13 protein-coding genes are annotated in these 16,509 nt (G+C 67.6%); 12 read left to right on the top strand and 1 reads right to left on the bottom strand.

The genetic code is table 11. The annotated features are described in order from the left end of the window. Positions 1-122: 122 nt before the first annotated feature. The 8 genes from ACNR9O_RS10125 (at position 123) to ACNR9O_RS10090 (ending at position 8,883) form a co-directional block, all read left to right on the top strand. Positions 123-1,415, top strand: a complete 1,293-nt coding sequence (locus ACNR9O_RS10125; protein WP_473680941.1) for an NAD(P)/FAD-dependent oxidoreductase — start codon at positions 123-125, stop codon at positions 1,413-1,415. Positions 1,416-1,428: 13 nt separating this feature from the next. After that, entirely contained in the window at positions 1,429-1,635 is a 207-nt protein-coding gene (locus ACNR9O_RS10120) for a YgaP family membrane protein (protein ID WP_473680943.1), read from the top strand. Positions 1,636-1,642: 7 nt separating this feature from the next. After that, positions 1,643-2,704, top strand: coding sequence for an efflux RND transporter periplasmic adaptor subunit (locus tag ACNR9O_RS10115; RefSeq protein WP_473680945.1), 1,062 nt, complete (start codon positions 1,643-1,645; stop codon positions 2,702-2,704). After that, entirely contained in the window at positions 2,701-5,928 is a 3,228-nt protein-coding gene (locus tag ACNR9O_RS10110) for an efflux RND transporter permease subunit (RefSeq protein ID WP_473680947.1), read from the top strand. Before ACNR9O_RS10115 ends, ACNR9O_RS10110 begins: the two co-directional genes overlap by 4 nt. A 72-nt stretch (positions 5,929-6,000) precedes the next feature. Then, the gene (gene nirK / locus ACNR9O_RS10105) at positions 6,001-7,521 is read left to right on the top strand and encodes a copper-containing nitrite reductase (RefSeq protein WP_473680949.1); all 1,521 of its coding nucleotides are present in this window, start codon (positions 6,001-6,003) and stop codon (positions 7,519-7,521) included. Position 7,522: 1 nt separating this feature from the next. Then, positions 7,523-7,828: a hypothetical protein gene (locus tag ACNR9O_RS10100; RefSeq protein WP_473680951.1), complete on the top strand. Its 306-nt coding sequence runs from the start codon at positions 7,523-7,525 to the stop codon at positions 7,826-7,828. A 12-nt stretch (positions 7,829-7,840) separates the two neighbouring features. Further along, positions 7,841-8,308 carry a formylglycine-generating enzyme family protein gene (locus ACNR9O_RS10095; protein WP_473680953.1) on the top strand — a complete coding sequence of 156 codons (468 nt, stop codon included), beginning with the start codon at positions 7,841-7,843 and terminating at the stop codon, positions 8,306-8,308. Beyond that, positions 8,305-8,883: an SCO family protein gene (locus tag ACNR9O_RS10090; protein ID WP_473680955.1), complete on the top strand. Its 579-nt coding sequence runs from the start codon at positions 8,305-8,307 to the stop codon at positions 8,881-8,883. Before ACNR9O_RS10095 ends, ACNR9O_RS10090 begins: the two co-directional genes overlap by 4 nt. A 16-nt stretch (positions 8,884-8,899) precedes the next feature. Here the strand turns inward: ACNR9O_RS10090 and ACNR9O_RS10085 are convergent, their stop codons facing one another. Beyond that, positions 8,900-9,778: a class I SAM-dependent methyltransferase gene (locus ACNR9O_RS10085; protein WP_473680957.1), complete on the bottom strand. Its 879-nt coding sequence runs from the start codon at positions 9,776-9,778 to the stop codon at positions 8,900-8,902. 228 nt (positions 9,779-10,006) lie between these two features. Between ACNR9O_RS10085 and ACNR9O_RS10080 the strand changes: the two genes are divergently transcribed. From ACNR9O_RS10080 to ACNR9O_RS10065, 4 genes are all read left to right on the top strand, one after another. Continuing rightward, positions 10,007-11,095, top strand: coding sequence for a glucokinase (locus ACNR9O_RS10080; protein ID WP_473680959.1), 1,089 nt, complete (start codon positions 10,007-10,009; stop codon positions 11,093-11,095). A gap of 134 nt (positions 11,096-11,229) precedes the next feature. Then, positions 11,230-13,896: a TonB-dependent receptor gene (locus tag ACNR9O_RS10075; protein WP_473680961.1), complete on the top strand. Its 2,667-nt coding sequence runs from the start codon at positions 11,230-11,232 to the stop codon at positions 13,894-13,896. 543 nt (positions 13,897-14,439) lie between these two features. Beyond that, positions 14,440-15,621, top strand: coding sequence for a hypothetical protein (locus ACNR9O_RS10070; protein ID WP_473680963.1), 1,182 nt, complete (start codon positions 14,440-14,442; stop codon positions 15,619-15,621). Positions 15,622-15,675: 54 nt separating this feature from the next. Beyond that, positions 15,676-16,509, top strand: coding sequence for a PhzF family phenazine biosynthesis protein (locus ACNR9O_RS10065; RefSeq protein WP_473680965.1), 834 nt, complete (start codon positions 15,676-15,678; stop codon positions 16,507-16,509).

Here is a 16,509-nt window from a genome sequence, read left to right as displayed (position 1 = left end):
GGGATCAATTTCGCGCGGCATGGGTCGTCCGGCCGCGCGATGGTCCCGGTTGACGTGCATCAACAGCGGCCGGCCACCACAGGCCTAGCCTGGATCCATCCAGTGCGAGCGAGGCATGGGTCATGGCAAGCATCGTCATTCTCGGAGCCGGGCTGGGCGGCATGGCGGCCGCGTATGAGATTCGCGCGGCGCTCGGCGCCGGTCACCGCGTGACCGTGGTCGGCGATGGGCCGCGCTTCAACTTCACGCCGTCCAACCCTTGGGTGGCCGTCGGCTGGCGCTCGCTGGAGGAGATCGGCCTGGCGGTGGACGAACCGCTGCACAAGCACGGCATCGAATTCATCGCCGAACCTGCCGATGCACTATCGCCGAACGAGCGCAGCTTGCGCCTGCGCGACGGCCGGCGCCTGGAATACGACTATCTGGTGATCGCCACCGGACCGCGCCTGGCTTTCGATGAAGTGCCAGGGCTCGGGCCGGAGGGACATACGCATTCGATCTGCACCGGCCCGCATGCGCAGGAAGCGTGGCGTGCCTACCAGGCGCTGCTGCAGAAACCCGGGCCGGTCGTGGTGGGGGCGGTGCAGGGGGCCAGTTGCTTCGGTCCGGCGTATGAGTTCGCCATGATCCTCGATGCCGACCTGCGCCGGCGCAAGCTGCGCGATCGTGTGCCGATCACCTTGGTCACGGCCGAGCCGTACATCGGCCATCTGGGGCTCGGTGGCGTAGGCGATTCCAGGGGGCTGCTGGAATCGGCGCTGCGCCAGAAGGACATCCCGTGGATCGTCAACGCCCGCGTGAGCGAAGCCACCGCTGACAAGATCCGGGTGGAGGAATGGGACGACAAAGCGGCGCTCGTGCGCACGCGCGAGCTGCCGTGCGCATACGCGATGTTCATTCCGGCGTTCACCGGCGTGGCGGCGGTGCGCGGCGTGGAGGGGCTGGTCAATCCGCGCGGTTTCGTGCTGATCGATCGGCACCAGCGCAATCCGACCTGGCCGAACATCTTCGCCGCCGGCGTCTGCGTGGCGATTCCGCCGGTGGAGGCGACGCCGGTGCCTACCGGCGCGCCGAAGACCGGCTTCATGATCGAGTCGATGGTGCGCGCGATCGCCGAGAACCTGCGCGCCGAACTGGCCGGCAGGCCGGCCACCGCGCAGGCCACCTGGAACGCGGTATGTCTGGCTGACATGGGCGACACCGGCGCGGCGTTCGTGGCGCTGCCGCAGATTCCTCCGCGCAACGTCACCTGGGCCAGGACCGGGAAATGGGTGCACCTGGCCAAGATCGCTTTCGAGAAGTACTACCTGCACAAGGTCCGCGCCGGGTCGACCGAGCCGGTGTACGAGAAATACGTGCTCAAGGCGCTCGGCATCGGGCATCTGCGCGCCGAGGATACGGATCACGCCGCGTGATCGGAGGGTTGTCATGAACATCGATCGTTTCGTCATGGCCTTTGCCGGCAGCATGGTGCTGCTGAGCGTGGTGCTCGGCTATTTCGTCTCGCCCTGGTGGCTGCTGCTCGCGCTGCTGGTCGGCGCGAACCTGCTGCAGGCCTCCTTTTCCGGCTTCTGCCCGCTGGCGAAGCTGCTAGCGCGGCTTGGCGTGAAGCCGGGCAGCGCATTTCCGTCCTGAGCGTGCCATGCGATCGGGATGGCTGCTGGTCGCGCTGGCATGCGCGGCGGGCGTGGGCGGAGCGCGCGCCGCCGACAGACCCGAGGAGGTGATCGCCATCGTCGTGCACCGAGAGGTGGCGCGGGGCGAGCAAGTGTGGGACGGCGTGGTCGAGGCGGTGAACGCCGCCACGTTGTCGGCGCAGACCAACGCGCGCGTGCTGGAGCTGCCGTACGACGTCGACGACGTCGTGCCGGCCGGCGCCGTGCTGGTGCGCTTCACCGACGTGGAGCAGAGTTCGGCCGCGCGCGCGGCGCAGGCGCAGATAGCCGCGACGAAGGCGGCTTACGTCAATGCGCAAGCCAATTACCAGCGTATCGCGGCGATCTACGCGAAGGGCCTGATCGCCCGCGCCGACCTCGACATGGCGCTGGCCCAGCGCGATGCGGCCAGGTCGGCGCTGGAGGCGGCGCAGGCGCAGTGGCGGCAGGTCGGCCAGCAGTTCGACTACACCGTGGTGCGTGCGCCTTACGCAGCGATCGTCACGCGCCGCTATGTGCAGGTGGGCGAGTCGGTTCAGTCGGGCCCGCCGGTGCCGCAGCCCCTCATCGCGATCGAATCGCTGGACGAGCTGCGGGTGAACGTGCAGGTGCCGCAGAGCGCGGCAGCGGCGATCCGGCGCTACTTGCGCGCGGATGTGCTGGCCGACGGCGGGACGCGCCGCATCGCGGCGGACAAAGTCAGCGTGTTTCCCTATGCCGATCCGGACACGCACAGTTTCGGCGTGCGCGTGGCCTTTCCCGGCAAGGATGCGGGCCTCTATCCCGGCATGACGGTGAAGGTAGCCTTCGCCACCGGCGAGGTGCGGCGCCTGATGGTGCCGGTGTCTGCGCTGGTCGAGCGTGGCGAGCTGCGTGGCGTGTACGTCCTTGGCGCCGACGGGGTGGCATTGCGCCAGGTGCGCGTCGGCGCGCGCGACGGCGATCGCGTCCAGGTGCTGGCCGGGCTCGACGACGGCGAGCGCATTGCGGTGGATCCGGCCGCCGCGCTGCGCTGGCTGGCGCGCGAGCGTCAGGTGCATCGGCCATGAGCGAAGCGCCGCTCGGTATCTCCGGACGCATCGCCCGGGCATTCCAGGCATCGCCGCTGACGCCGCTCGTTGCGCTGGCCGCCCTGCTGCTCGGAGTTGGTGCGCTCCTGATCACGCCGCGCGAGGAGGAGCCGCAGATCGATGTGACCATGGCCAACGTCGCCGTGCCGTTTCCCGGTGCGGGCGTGCGCGACGTGGAGAACCTGGTGGCCTACCCGCTGGAGCAGAAGCTGGCGGAGATCGAAGGCGTCAGGCACGTCTATTCGGTCAGCCGGCCCGGCATGGCGATCCTCACCGTGGAATTCCGCGTCGGCGTGCCGCGCCAGACCGCGATCGTGCGGCTCTACAACCAGATCTACGAGAATCAGGATTTCGTGCCACCCGGTCTGGGCGCCGGGCCGCCGCTGATCCGTCCGCGCGGCATCGACGACGTACCGGTGATGGCACTGACGCTGTGGAGCGATGCGCCCGGCGCCGATCCAACGCGTCTGGGCGAGGTCGCGCATGCGCTGGAAACCGAGCTCAAACGCATCTCCGGCACGCGCGACGTCTACACCATCGGCGCGCCGCAGCGCGCGGTGGTGGTGGAGCTGGATGCGGCGAAGATGGCCGCCTATGGCATGGCCGTGGCCGATCTGTCCGGTGCATTGAAGGCCGCCAACGTGGCGGTGCAAGCCGGCGACCGCGTGGCGGACGATCGCGACGTGCCGGTCACCGCCGGCACCTGGCTGGGCGATGCGGACGAGGTGGCGGGGTTGGTGATCGGGCTGCGCAAGGGGCAACCGGTATTCCTGTCTGATGTGGCGCGCGTGCGCGGAGGCGCGGACGTGCCCGCCAGCTATGCCTGGTACGGCACTCCGGCCGGCAGGCCGGGACCGGCCGCCGGCAGCGCGCCGGCCGTGACCGTTGCCATCGCCAAGCAACCCGGCACCAACGCGGCGGACATCACGCGCGCCATCGCCACGCGGCTGAAGGCGCTGCGCAACGTGGTCATTCCCGCCGACGTGCACGTCCAGATCACGCGCGATTACGGCCAGACCGCGACCGACAAGGCGGACAAGCTGATCCACAAGCTGATCTTCGCCACCGGCTCGGTCGTGCTCCTGGTGTGGCTTGCGCTGGGCTGGCGCGAGGCCGTGGTGGTGGGCAGCGCGGTGATCCTCACGCTGATGCTCACGCTGTTCGCGTCGTGGGCCATGGGTTTCACCATCAACCGGGTCTCGCTGTTCGCGCTGATCTTCTCCATCGGCATCCTGGTCGACGACGCCATCGTGGTGGTGGAGAACATCCACCGCCACATGGCGATGGGCGGGCGCGGACTGGCCGAGGCGATTCCTCCGGCGGTGAGCGAAGTGGGCGGACCGACCATCCTGGCCACCTTCACGGTGATCGCGGCGTTGCTGCCGATGGCGTTCGTGTCCGGATTGATGGGGCCGTACATGCGGCCGATCCCGATCAATGCGTCGGCAGGGATGCTGCTGTCCCTGGCGGTGGCGCTGGTGATCACGCCCTGGCTGGCGCTGCGCATGCTCAGGCATGCGCCGTCGCACGCGGTGGAAGGGGACAGCCGGTTGCATCGCCTGTTCCGCCGGGTGATGTCGCCATTCGTGCAAGGTGCACAAGCCACGCGCCGGCGCAGGTTGTTGTTCGCCGCCACTGCCGTGCTGGTATTCGCCGCCGCCGGGCTGGTGGTGGTCAAGGCGGTGGTGCTGAAGATGTTGCCGTTCGACAACAAATCGGAGTTCCAAGTGGTGGTGGACATGCCGGAGGGCGACACGCTGGAACACACCGATCGCCTGCTGCGGGAGCTGGCTGTCGCGGTGTCGGCGCTGCCGGAGGTGAAGGACTGGCAGGGCTATGCCGGCACCGCCTCGCCGATGACCTTCAATGGCCTGGTGCGCCAGTACTACCTGCGCGAGGGTCCCATCGTGGGCGATCTGCAGGTAGGACTGGTCGACAAGCAGGAGCGTGAGCGCAAGAGCCACGCCATCGCGCTGGCGATCCGCCCGCGGCTGGCTGCCATCGGGGCGCGCTACGGCGCATCGGTAAAGGTGGTGGAGGTTCCGCCCGGGCCGCCGGTGCTCGCGCCCATCGTGGCCGAGGTGTACGGCCCGGACTACGCCGCCGTGCGCCGCGCGGCGCTGGGTATCGAGCGCATGTTCCGCGCGCGTCCGGTGCTGGTCGACATCGATACGAGCGTAGAGGCTGATGCGTCGCGCGAAGTGATCGAGGTGGACCGGTCGCGCGCGGCACGGCTGGGTGTGCGTCAGTCCGATGCGGTGCAGGCACTGCGTGCCGCTATCGCGGGCGAGGACACGACGTATGTCATGGACGGCCATGCCAAGTATGCGGTACCGGTGCGCCTGCGCCTGCCGTTGGGCGAGCAGTCCGCGCCGGAGCGGTTGCTCGCCTTGCGCGTGCGTGCACAAGGCGGCGCGCTGGTGCCGCTGTCGGAGGTGGCGCAGGTGCGGCGCATCGGCTGGGAGAAGGCGATCTACCACAAGGACCTGCTGCCCTATGCCTATGTCACCGGCGACGACGCGGGGCGCGAAGACAGCCCCTTGTACGGCATGTTCGCGCTGGTCTCTGATCTGGATCGGGCTCACCTGGACGGCCAGCCGGTCGCACAGCACTTCATCGCGCAACCGCAGGACACGAGTGCTTTTGCGGTGAAGTGGGACGGTGAGTGGCAGATCACCTACGAGACGTTCCGCGACATGGGCCTGGCGTATTCGGTCGGCCTGTTGCTGATCTACCTGCTGGTGGTGGGGCAGTTCCGCAGCTACGTGGCGCCGCTGATCATCATGGCGCCCATTCCGCTGACGGTGATCGGCGTGATGCCGGGGCATGCGCTGCTGGGGACGCAGTTCACCGCCACGTCCATGATCGGCATGATCGCGCTGGCCGGCATCATCGTGCGCAATTCGATCCTGCTGATCGATTTCGTCAACCACGCGCTGGCTGCCGGGAGCGCGCTTGGCGAGGCGGTGATCGAGGCGGCCGCGGTGCGCGCCAAGCCGATCGCCCTGACCGGCGTAGCTGCGATGGTCGGCGGTTTCTTCATCCTGGACGATCCGATCTTCCAGGGGCTGGCGGTGTCGCTGATCTTCGGCATCCTGGTCTCCACCGTGCTGACGCTGCTGGTGATTCCGCTGCTGTACTACGGGTGGATGCGCGGGCGCGTGCCACCGGTCGTTCAATCGCGCGCCGTGGCGAAGCACTGATATAGATCAAGGGTGAGGCGGCGTGGATTTCCTAGGCTGGGTTCCGACCATGCGCCTGAGGGGGAAATTCACATGCGTCATTCGCCTCGATCGACTTTCGGCATCGTCGTCGCTGCCGCGCTGCTGACCGCCTGCACCGGCAGGTACGATGCCGGCACCACTCAGGCCAGCGCGCTGTCACCGGCCGAGCAGGCCGCCATCCATGGTGATTTCGGACCGCCGCAGGGTCCGCCGATCAAGGCCATCCTGACCAGTCCGCCGCACGTTCCGCCGCCGGTGAACCGCAACCATCCGGCCAAGGTGATCGTGGAACTGGAAGTGATCGAGAAGGAGATGCCCATGTCCGAAGGCGTCACCTATACCTATTGGACGTTTGGCGGCACCGTGCCGGGCAGCTTCATCCGCGTGCGCCAGGGCGACACGGTGGAGTTCCACCTGAAGAACGCGCCGGACAACAAGATGCCGCACAACATCGACCTGCACGGCGTGACCGGTCCGGGCGGCGGCGCGGCGTCCAGCTTCACGGCGCCGGGACACGAGAGCCAGTTCACCTTCAAGGCGCTCAACGCCGGCCTTTTCGTCTACCACTGCGCTACCGCGCCGGTCGGCATGCACATCGCCAACGGCATGTACGGGCTGATTCTGATCGAGCCGCCGGAGGGACTGCCCAAGGTCGATCACGAGTATTACGTGATGCAGGGCGACTTCTACACGACCGGCAAGTACCGCGAGAAAGGCCACCAGCCGTTCGACATGCAGAAGGCCATCGCCGAGCAACCCACCTATGTGCTGTTCAACGGGCACGAGGGTTCCATCACCGGGGACAACGCGCTGACCGCCAACGTGGGCGACAACGTGCGCCTGTACGTGGGCAACGGCGGCCCCAATCTGGTGTCGAGTTTTCATGTGATCGGCGAGATCTTCGACAAGGTCTACTACGAAGGCGGCACGCACGCGCAGGAGAACGTGCAGACCACCTTGATACCCGCCGGCGGCGCGATGATGGCGGAGTTCCATCTGGATGTGCCGGGCAGCTACGTGCTAGTGGACCATTCGATTTTCCGCGCCTTCAACAAAGGCGCGATGGGCATCCTGAAAGTGGACGGTCCGCAGAACAAGTCGATCTATTCGGGCAAGGAAGTCGACTCGGTCATGCTGGGCGAACGCGCCGAGCCCAACCTCAAGGCGGTGAGTGCCGCGGCGAAAGCGGCTGCCGCAGGATCGCTGAGCAAGGCCGACCAGATCGCGGCCGGCCGGCAGCTGTTCACCGGCACCTGCTCGGTCTGTCATCAGGCCAATGGCGAGGGCCTGCCGGGCGTATTCCCGCCGTTGGCGAAATCCGGCTACCTGGCCGCCCAGGACAAGCAGCACCTGATCGCGATTCCGCTGCATGGCCTGCACGGCAAGGTCACCGTCAACGGCAGGGACTACGACTCGGTCATGCCGCCAATGACGCAGCTGGCCGACGACGAAGTGGCCAATATCCTCACCTATGTACTCAACAGCTGGGGCAACCCGGGCGGACAGGTAAGCAAGGAAGAGGTGGCGAAGGTGCGCGCCACGCCAGCCGACGCGTCGGCGGCCGGCCATTGACATGCGCCACGCCATTTTGGTGCTGCTGATGCTGGCCACTGGCGCCGCGCGCGCGGCCGACTACGCCTTGCTGCCGGGTCGGCCGGTTTTCGTCAGTGTGCTGCCGGTGGACGGCGTTGCTGCGCCCGCGCACATCGAGCCGTTCGCGCTGCGTACGGAGCCGGTGACCAATGCGCAATTCCTCGCTTTCGTGCGACGTCATCCCGAGTGGCGGCGCGATCGCGTGCCTGCGGTATTTGCCGACGAACGCTACCTCTCGCATTGGGCCGCAGCCGACATGCTGGGAGCCACCGCCTTGGCGCGGTAGCCGGTGACGCGGGTGAGCTGGTTCGCTGCCGAGGCGTTCTGCGCGGATGAGGGCGCGCGCCTGCCGACCTGGTACGAATGGGAGTACGCAGCCGCGGCCGACGCAACGCGGTCGGACGCGCGCGCCGACGCAAGGTGGCGCGCGCGGGTGCTGGCCTGGTACGCGCGTCCTTCACACGCGCCGCTCCCGGTGGTGGGGGGCGCTCCCGACGTTTTCGGCGTGCGCGACCTCAATGGCCTGGTGTGGGAATGGGTCGAGGACTTCAATGCTTTGATGGTCGGCGGCGACAACCGTGGGCAGGGCGAGCGCGATCCGTTGCGCTTCTGCGGTGCAGGCGCGGTCGGCCTCGAACTGCGCGAGAACTACGCCACGCTCATGCGCGTGGCGATGCTGTCCTCGCTCAAGGCTGCGGACACGACCAACAATCTCGGCTTCCGCTGTGCCCGTCCGGTGAAGCCATCGACAGGAAGATGGTCATGAATAGCGTTCTTCGCGTTTGCGTTCTCGTGCTGGCGCTGATGCTGATGACAGGCCCCGCCAGCGCGGCAACCCGCTTGCCGCGGGATTCGGTTTACCAGCTGGATCTGCACCTTGCCGCGCAGGACGGCACCACCGCGCCGCTGGCCGCGCGCCGCGGCAGGCCGCAGCTGGTGAGCATGTTCTATACCTCATGCACCATGGTGTGCCCGTTGATCGTCGACACCTTGAAGGTAACGCGCCAGGCCGTTGACGAGCCGGCGCGCGGACGTCTGGACGTGCTGGTAGTGACGTTCGATCCGGCACATGACGATGTGGCGGCGCTGCGGCGCTTCGCCGAGGCGCGCCGGCTGAGAACGCCGCTTTGGACGTTCGCACGTGCGACGCCTGGCGATACGCGCCTGCTGGCAGCACTGCTGGGCGTGCAGTACCGGCAGCTTCCGGACGGCGATTTCAGCCACAGCAGCGAATTGCTGCTGCTGGACCGGGAGGGCCGGATCGTGGCGCGCACGAGCGTGATCGGAAAGATCGATCCAGCATTCGTGGAGGCCGTGCGCAAGGAGGCTGCCGCGCCCTGAGCTGTGGCGGGCGCACTTACTCGAATACCAGCAGCACCGCCGGCGACCAGCTGTAGTCGTACAACGCCTCTCGCGCCGCCAGGGCATAGCCGGCGGCGGCGAAGGCTTCGATCCATCCGCTCATCGGCTGCTCCCAGTTGGACGGCCGCGCGTTCGTTCGCAGCTGGCCCAGCAGCATCGGCGCGAGGAAACCGCCGGCGACCAGCGGCGCATCGTCGCCATAGCCGTCCAGTGCGCGTTGGTAGCGTCGGGCAAGAGAGGCGTAGTGGGCCGCGCTGCCGGGCGCGAGCACCGGCACGTCGAATTCCACCAGCGCGAACCGGCGCAGGTGCGGGCGCAGCCGGCGCAGCGTTGCCTGGCGTTCGTCCGGCGGCAGCGCCTGCAGGGCGAAGGTCGATTGGGCCAGATCCCAGTGCTGGCCGGGCGGCAGCGTTTTGGCGAAGCGCTGCGCGGACTGGTGGTGTGCATGGAGCGTGGCGATCGACAGGCGGCTGGTCTGCAACTGCGCCGTGGCGCTGGCCAGCAGCGCCTGCGAGGGTTCGACCAGATCGATGCGCCGGGGCAGGCGGCGCGCCTGTTCGAGCGCGGGTATCAGCGCCGTGCCGTCGCCGCAGCCGATGTCCAGCAGCGCGTCGACGTCGTCGTACAGCCGTGCGAGTGCGGCACTGGTGGCGGCATACAGCGGCACGTTGTCGCCGCCGCGGATGAACGCTTCGAACGCCGCGGGCCGGTCATAGACGGTCGATGCGTCGGGGACATCGAGCTGTTCGAGCAAGGCGCGTGCGAGCAGCGCGCCATCGTCGCCGGCCGCGCGCAACGCTTGGCGCGCATCGTCGCGGCGGTCGTTCGCGATGGCGGCGAGTCCGGCGGCAAGACGGTCGGCGGTATTTGGCATGAGCGGTCCTCGGTGGGGAGCGCGGCCAATTTTCGGTTGGCGGCAGAAAAACGATGATCGCACGCCTTTCTGTCTTCTTTCTCTTTCATTTTCCTGACTTTTTCTTCCGAATGACGCGCCGAAGGCCGGAATGTTGCAGCGCAACTTGCCACGATTCAAATTACAGATGAAATTCTGTTTCGCCAGTGAACATGCCGCCGGGGAGGCGGACGAGAGGGCTGGGCGGTCATGACTCATGCAAGCGGTGCCAGCATTCGAGACCCCGGCGTTCCCGACGCGCCCGCCGCGCGTTCGCGGCCGACGGTGGTGGAGGCTGCCTTCGAGGCGCATTCGCCGCAGCCGTTCCTCGCCGCCGACATCGGCGGCACGCACGCGCGCCTGGGCCTGATCGCGCCACAGGCAGTGGATGGCGCGCCGCGCGTGCTGGCGTATCGCGTCTATCGCTGCGCCGATCATCCGCATCTGGACGACATCGTGCGCAGCTTCTGCGCGGAGCTAGGCGCGCGTCCGCGCGAGCTGATACTGGCCAGCGCCGGCTATCTGCATGCCGGCGTGGTGGTGAACCGCAATCTCGCCTGGCCGCTGGTGCCGGCTACGCTGCAGCACGAACTGCGCCTGGATTGCGTGCGGTTCCTCAATGACTTCGAAGCACTCGCGCATGCCACCGCGCACGTCGACGAAGGCGCCACGGCCGAGCTGAAGGCCGCTTTCGCGCCCGATGGCGCATCCGGACCGATCGCCGTAATCGGGCCGGGCACCGGGCTGGGTGCCGCGGTGTGGTTTCCGGGCACGCCGCCGCGCGTGCTCGCCACCGAGGCAGGGCAGATGCAGCTGGCCGCGCGCGGCGGGCTGGAGCGCGACGTGCTCGACCGCATCGCGCCAGCCGATTGCCACACGCCGTACGAAGCGGTGCTGTCGGGCCCTGGCCTGCATCGGCTGTACGCCGCGCTGTGTGCGGTCTACGACCGCTACCCGGCTTGCGACGAACCGGCCGGCGTGGTCGCCGCCGCGCAGGCGGGCGACGACGTGGCGTACGAAGCGCTGCAACTGTTCGGCGGCTGGATGGGCTCCTTCGCGGGCGATCTGGCCCTGCTGTATGGCGCCAGCGGCGGCGTCTATCTCGCTGGCGGTTTCCTGTCGCACATCGTCGACCTGCTGCGCTGCGGCCCGCTGGTCGAACGCTTTCTCGACAAGGGCGTGATGCGCCCGTTCCTGCACAAGGTCCCCATTCGCGTGGTGGACCACGGTCAGCTCGGCGTCGTCGGTGCCGCCAGCTGGCACCTCAGTACCCGCACCGCGAGTGAGGCGCCTGGATAGCGACCCGGCTCCGTCCTTGCGGACGGACATCCACGACAGAGCGTCAATGCGCGGGCCGGCCTGGGAGGGCGATCCGCGTCAACCAACGAAAGGGGTGGGACCAGATGATCAAGCACGGCAAGAAATTCCTCTGTATGAGCATCCTGTGCGGCCTTGGCCTCGCGGGTGCGGCCAACGCACAGGACAACGGCGCCGCCGTAGCGCAGGACAGCGGCTCCGCCGCTGCCAAGAACAAGAACCCGCAGCAGCGCGCGCAGGACAAGCAGGCGCAGAACCTGCAGCAGGTCACCGTCACCGGCTATCGCGAGAGCCTGGCCAAGGCGATCGAGATCAAGCGCAACGCCAACGCCATCGTCGATGCGATCAATGCCGAGGACATCGGCAAGTTCCCCGACACCAATGCCGCCGAATCGCTCTCGCACCTGCCGGGCATTTCGGTGGACCGCCAGTTCGGCGAAGGCGAGAAGGTGAGCATCAACGGCACCGATCCGGCGCTCAACCGCGTGCTGCTGAACGGCCAGACCATTGCCTCCGGCGACTGGGGCGGCAACCCCACCGACACCAGCGGCCGCACCTTCAACTACACCTTGCTGTCGCCGGAAATCATCTCCAACATGGAGGTGTACAAGTCGCCTGAAGCGCGCATCGACGAAGGCAGCATCGGCGGCACGGTGATCGTCAACACGCGCAAGCCGCTGGACCTGCCGGCCAACACGCTGCGCGGTTCGCTGGGCTACAGCTACAACGATCGCTCGAAGGAAGGCAATCCGCGCGGCTCGGTGCTGTGGAGCTGGAAGAACAGCGACAACACCTTTGGCTTCCTCACCTCGCTCACGCACGACAAGGAAGATCTGTCGCGCGCGGGTATCGAGTTCTTCGGCTACACCACCGGCGCCGGCATCACCGGCAACCCGACGGTGAACGGCAGCGGCGACCTGGCCACTGCCAAGCTGCCGGTGGGCATCAACAGCGCCTATTTCCAGCAGACGCGCAAGCGCGACGGCATCCAGAGCGCGCTGCAGTGGCGTCCGGATGACAAGAACGAGTTCAACCTCACCGGCATCTACGTCAAGGGTCAGTACAACAACTTCAGCCAGTCCGAGTACGTCTGCCCAGGCTGTGGCGATCTGAACAAGATCACCAATGTGACCATGGCTAACGGCTATATCACCAAGGGCACCGTGTCGGCCGCCACTGGCAACGGACAGCCCTATGCCGAGCTGGACACCAACTACCGCGAGAGCACGGTCAAGACCCGCAGCATCAACCTGCGCCATGACTACAACGGCGACAAGTGGGTGCTGACCAGCCAGGTCGGCTACACCAGCGCCAGCGGCGGCAAGAATCCCGAATACCTGATGAAGTACCTGCTGAACTCCGGCGGCTACGGCTTCTCGTACGACGGCAAGAGCACCAACGTCACCTACGACAACAACAATCCGAACAATTGGGGGCTGAAGGCCACGCCGGGCGGTCTTCCCGCCGGTTCGACCGACCCCAGCGCCATGCAGGCCGGCGGTATCTATTACTCGGTCAGCAAGGATCGTGAGCGCTACGCGCAGTTCGACGCCAGTCGCGACCTGGAGTGGGGTCCGATCCACCAGGTGCAGATGGGCGTGAAGTACATCAACCACTTCAACGGGCTGAACTCGCTCGGCAACCGCATCAACACCACCGACGCGGTGCTGCTGTCCCAGTTCGACACGGTCGGCACGCCCAGCGGCCTGTGGGACGGCCTGGGTGCCAGCGGCGACCTCACGCGCTGGACTTCGGCCAGCAAGGGCGCGGTGCTCAGCTATCTGCGCGGCCTGCCGCAGGGGCCGTACAACATCGACTATGGCCAGTCGTTCGGCGTCAAGGAAATCACCAAGGACGCCTACGTCCAGTTCAACTACCAGACCGACTATGGCCTGCGCGGCAACTTCGGCGTGCGTTATGCCGATACCACCGACAAGTCCACCTACTGGCAGAGCGTCAACAACGGCCCGCAGCAGCTGGTCACGGCCAAGCAGGATTACAAGAAGCCGCTGCCGAGCTTCAACCTGATCTACGACCTGGACGAAGACAAGGTGCTGCGCTACTCGATGGCCAAGGTGATCGCGCGTCCGCGCTACGCCGACCTGGCCGGCGCCTTCACCCGCGACGACGTGCGCTTCACTGCCAGCGGCGGCAATCCCAAGCTCAAGCCGTACGAGTCGACCAACTTCGACCTGGCCGGCGAGTGGTACTTCAAGCCCGGCAGCATGCTCGGTACCGAAGTGTTCTATCGCAAGATCGATTCGTATGCGGTGACCACCACCAGCGACCAGCAGCTGCTGGGCTCGGACGGCCTCGTGCACACGTATTCGGTGAGTTCGCCGATCAATGCGTCCAACGCCAAGGTCACCGGCGTGTCGCTGATGTATCAGCAGGACTTCGGCTACGGCTTCGGTCTGCAGGCCAACTACACCTGGGCGCACGCGAGCACGTCCAATGGCCTGAACATGCCGTACCTGTCCAAGAACACCAGCAACATCATCCCGTACTACGAGCATGGCCCGTGGTCGGCGCGCCTGGTGTACAGCTGGCGCTCGCCGTACTTCACCCAGGTCGGCCGCCTGAACTCCGACGTGTTCTCCGACCAGTACAAGGAGCTGGATTTCACCGTCGGCTACCAGGTCAACCAGTGGATGGGCGTGACCATGAGCGCCACCAATCTGCTGGACTCCACGTACTACTGGTACAACGGCGTGAAGTACGCGCCGATCGGCCAGTACAAGAACGGGCGCACCTTCGCGGTGGGCGTCAACTTCAAGCTGTAACGCGATACGCCGGCCGCGGCGGAGTCCTCCCCCTCCGTTCGCGGCCGGCGGTTGTCGTCGCCGATGCCTGCAAGGCCGCCGTGCGTCTTCGACGCCGGCGGCCTTGCTTTTTCCGGCAGCGAAGAGGTGCGTTCGCGGAAGGTTAGGAATGGCCTTAAACCGCGCCTCGGGTGATCCTCGTCACGTCATGCCAATTGGCCGTGCCGGCTAGCGGCCGCTATCATCCGCGAACTGTCCCGCCTCCAAGCGCCGGCAGTGTGATGCCGCGACGCGCCCCATCCGGTCGCCGCGGACCCACCGACGACCCACGGAAGGGAGGGCGCATGCAAAGCAAAGCGATCGACGCGCCGCCGGCTGGCTCCCGCCATGGAGCGCCGGCCATGCCGGATTTCCCGACGTTGTCTTCCCCCATCCCCGCGGGCGCCTGCAGGCCGCCCGCCAGGCGCGTGCGCGCCGGATACCTGAGTGTCCGCGCGCCGGCGGGCTTCGGCCCAGGCCGGGGCGCTGCCGCCTAGATCCGCGATACGCAAGGAGTTTTCACCTATGGAAGGTTTGTCCGCCAAGGACCTCGAGATTCTCGGCCACTACGCCCGCCAGGGCAGCCGCGAGCGCTACTGGAACTACCTTGCCCAGCATCCGGGCGCGGACGGCTACGGCACGCTCGCGCTGGGCATGACGCGCAACGATGACGTGCCTGGCGCGGTAGCCAATCAGTACGCGCAGAGCTACGCCTACAGCCGCAACCACACCATCCTCACCGAGCGCGGCTGGGAGGAGTTCGGGCAGGCGCTGGTGCAGGTGGACTACGCGCGGCGCGCGGCGCATTTCAACGCCGGCGCGCCGGCGTCGGCGCTCAACCTGCCGGCCCGCGACGTGCAGGAGAGCTACGCCGAAGCTTTCGCCCGCAAGCGCATCGATGCCGAAGCCTGGGCCCCGGGCAAGCTGCTCGATGCCGCCCGTCACCGCGGCGGCGACGAGGCGGCCGACCAGGCGTGGCAGGGCATGCTCGACCATGGCCGCCTCGGCGCATGGCGCGGCTTCGACGAATGGGCCCGCCTCGCCGTCGACCATGGCGGCGATCGGCTGGGCCAGGCCGAGTACCTCAAGGATCTGGGGGTGGCCCACGCCGCCGCGGCCGGCAGCGCCCCGCAGGTGGATCCGGACCTGATCCAGCGCGGCGTCGACCGCTACCGCTTCGACGCGCGCGCCGGCCAGTGGCTGCAACTCGCCGCCAGCAATGGCCATGACGTTCCCGGCGAGCCGGTGACGCATCCCAAGGAGGTGGCCGAGCTGGACGATGCGCGCCACGTGCGTCTCGAGCGCGCGCACAAGGCGCAGGACATCCATCCCGCCGACCCCTACCGCGAACTGGCGAAGAGCCCGCTGGCCCGGGCGCCGGCCGAGGCGTCCACGCTGCATGGGCGCGATGTCGCACCGGCGCTCTACGACGAACTCAAGCAGCGCCTGCCCGCCGACATGTCCGAAGAGCGCCTCGCCCAGGTCGCGCTGGCCGCACGGGAGGGCGGCGTCAAGGCCGGTCACATCCGCGCCGTGCTGGTGGAGAACGACACGGTCTACGTCGCTGGCCGCATTCCCGGCATGCTCGGCACGGTGGATCTCAAGACGCCGGCCCCTGCCTTGCAGGACACGCTGCAGCGCGCCGCCGCGCTGGATCAGCAGCAAGGGCAGGGGCCTGCCCAGCAGCAGGGACCGCGCAGCCTGTAAAGTCCGACGGTTGCGGCCCCGCCTCGTGCGGGGCCGCTTTCTTATGGAACTGGCATGCGCGCGAAACGATTCACCCAGGTCGACGTCTTTTCCACCGAAGCCTTCAAGGGCAACCCCGTCGCGGTCGTGCACGACGCGGACAATCTGTCCGACCAGGAGATGGCCGCGCTGGCGCGCTGGACCAACCTCAGCGAAACCTGCTTTCTGCTGGCGCCGCGCGATCCGCGCGCGGATTACCGTGTGCGCATCTTTTCATCACTGCGCGAAATGCCGTTCGCCGGCCATCCCACCCTGGGCAGCTGCCATGCCTGGCTTGCCGCCGGTGGCGTGTCGCATGCCGGCTCGACGATGCAGGAGTGCGCCATCGGCCTGGTGCCGGTGCGCGCGGACGCTGGAGCGCTGGCGTTCCAGGCGCCGCCGCTGCTGCGCACAGGGGCCGTGGAAGAGGTGCTGGTGGTACGCATCGCGGCCGCGCTGGGGCTGCGCCGCGATGAAGTCTTGCGCGCCGAGTGGGTGGACAACGGCGCGGGCTGGCTGATGCTGTTGCTTGGCGACCGTGCGCGCCTGCTGTCATTGAACCCCGATCTGTCTTCGCTGCCGGGCGTCCCGATCGGCGTGATGGCGCCCTCGGATCACGATGGCGCCTCGTACGAAGTACGCGCGTTCATCGGCGGCGACGCCATGCCGGAAGATCCGGCTACCGGCAGCCTCAATGCCGGTATCGCACGCTGGCTGGTGGAGCAGGGCATGGCGCCCGCATCGCCCTTCGTCATCGCGCAAGGCACGGCGATGGAGCGAGCCGGACGCATCCGCGTCGAGGTGCTGGATGGCGATCTATGGATCGGCGGCGCCTGCGTCACCCGCGTGGACGGCCGCCTGTTTCCCTGA

The sequence above is a fragment of the Dyella sp. CR10 genome (assembly GCF_055814425.1).
The sequence above is the reverse complement of the archived record's forward strand: the minus strand, read 5'-3'. Positions and strand labels throughout refer to the sequence as shown.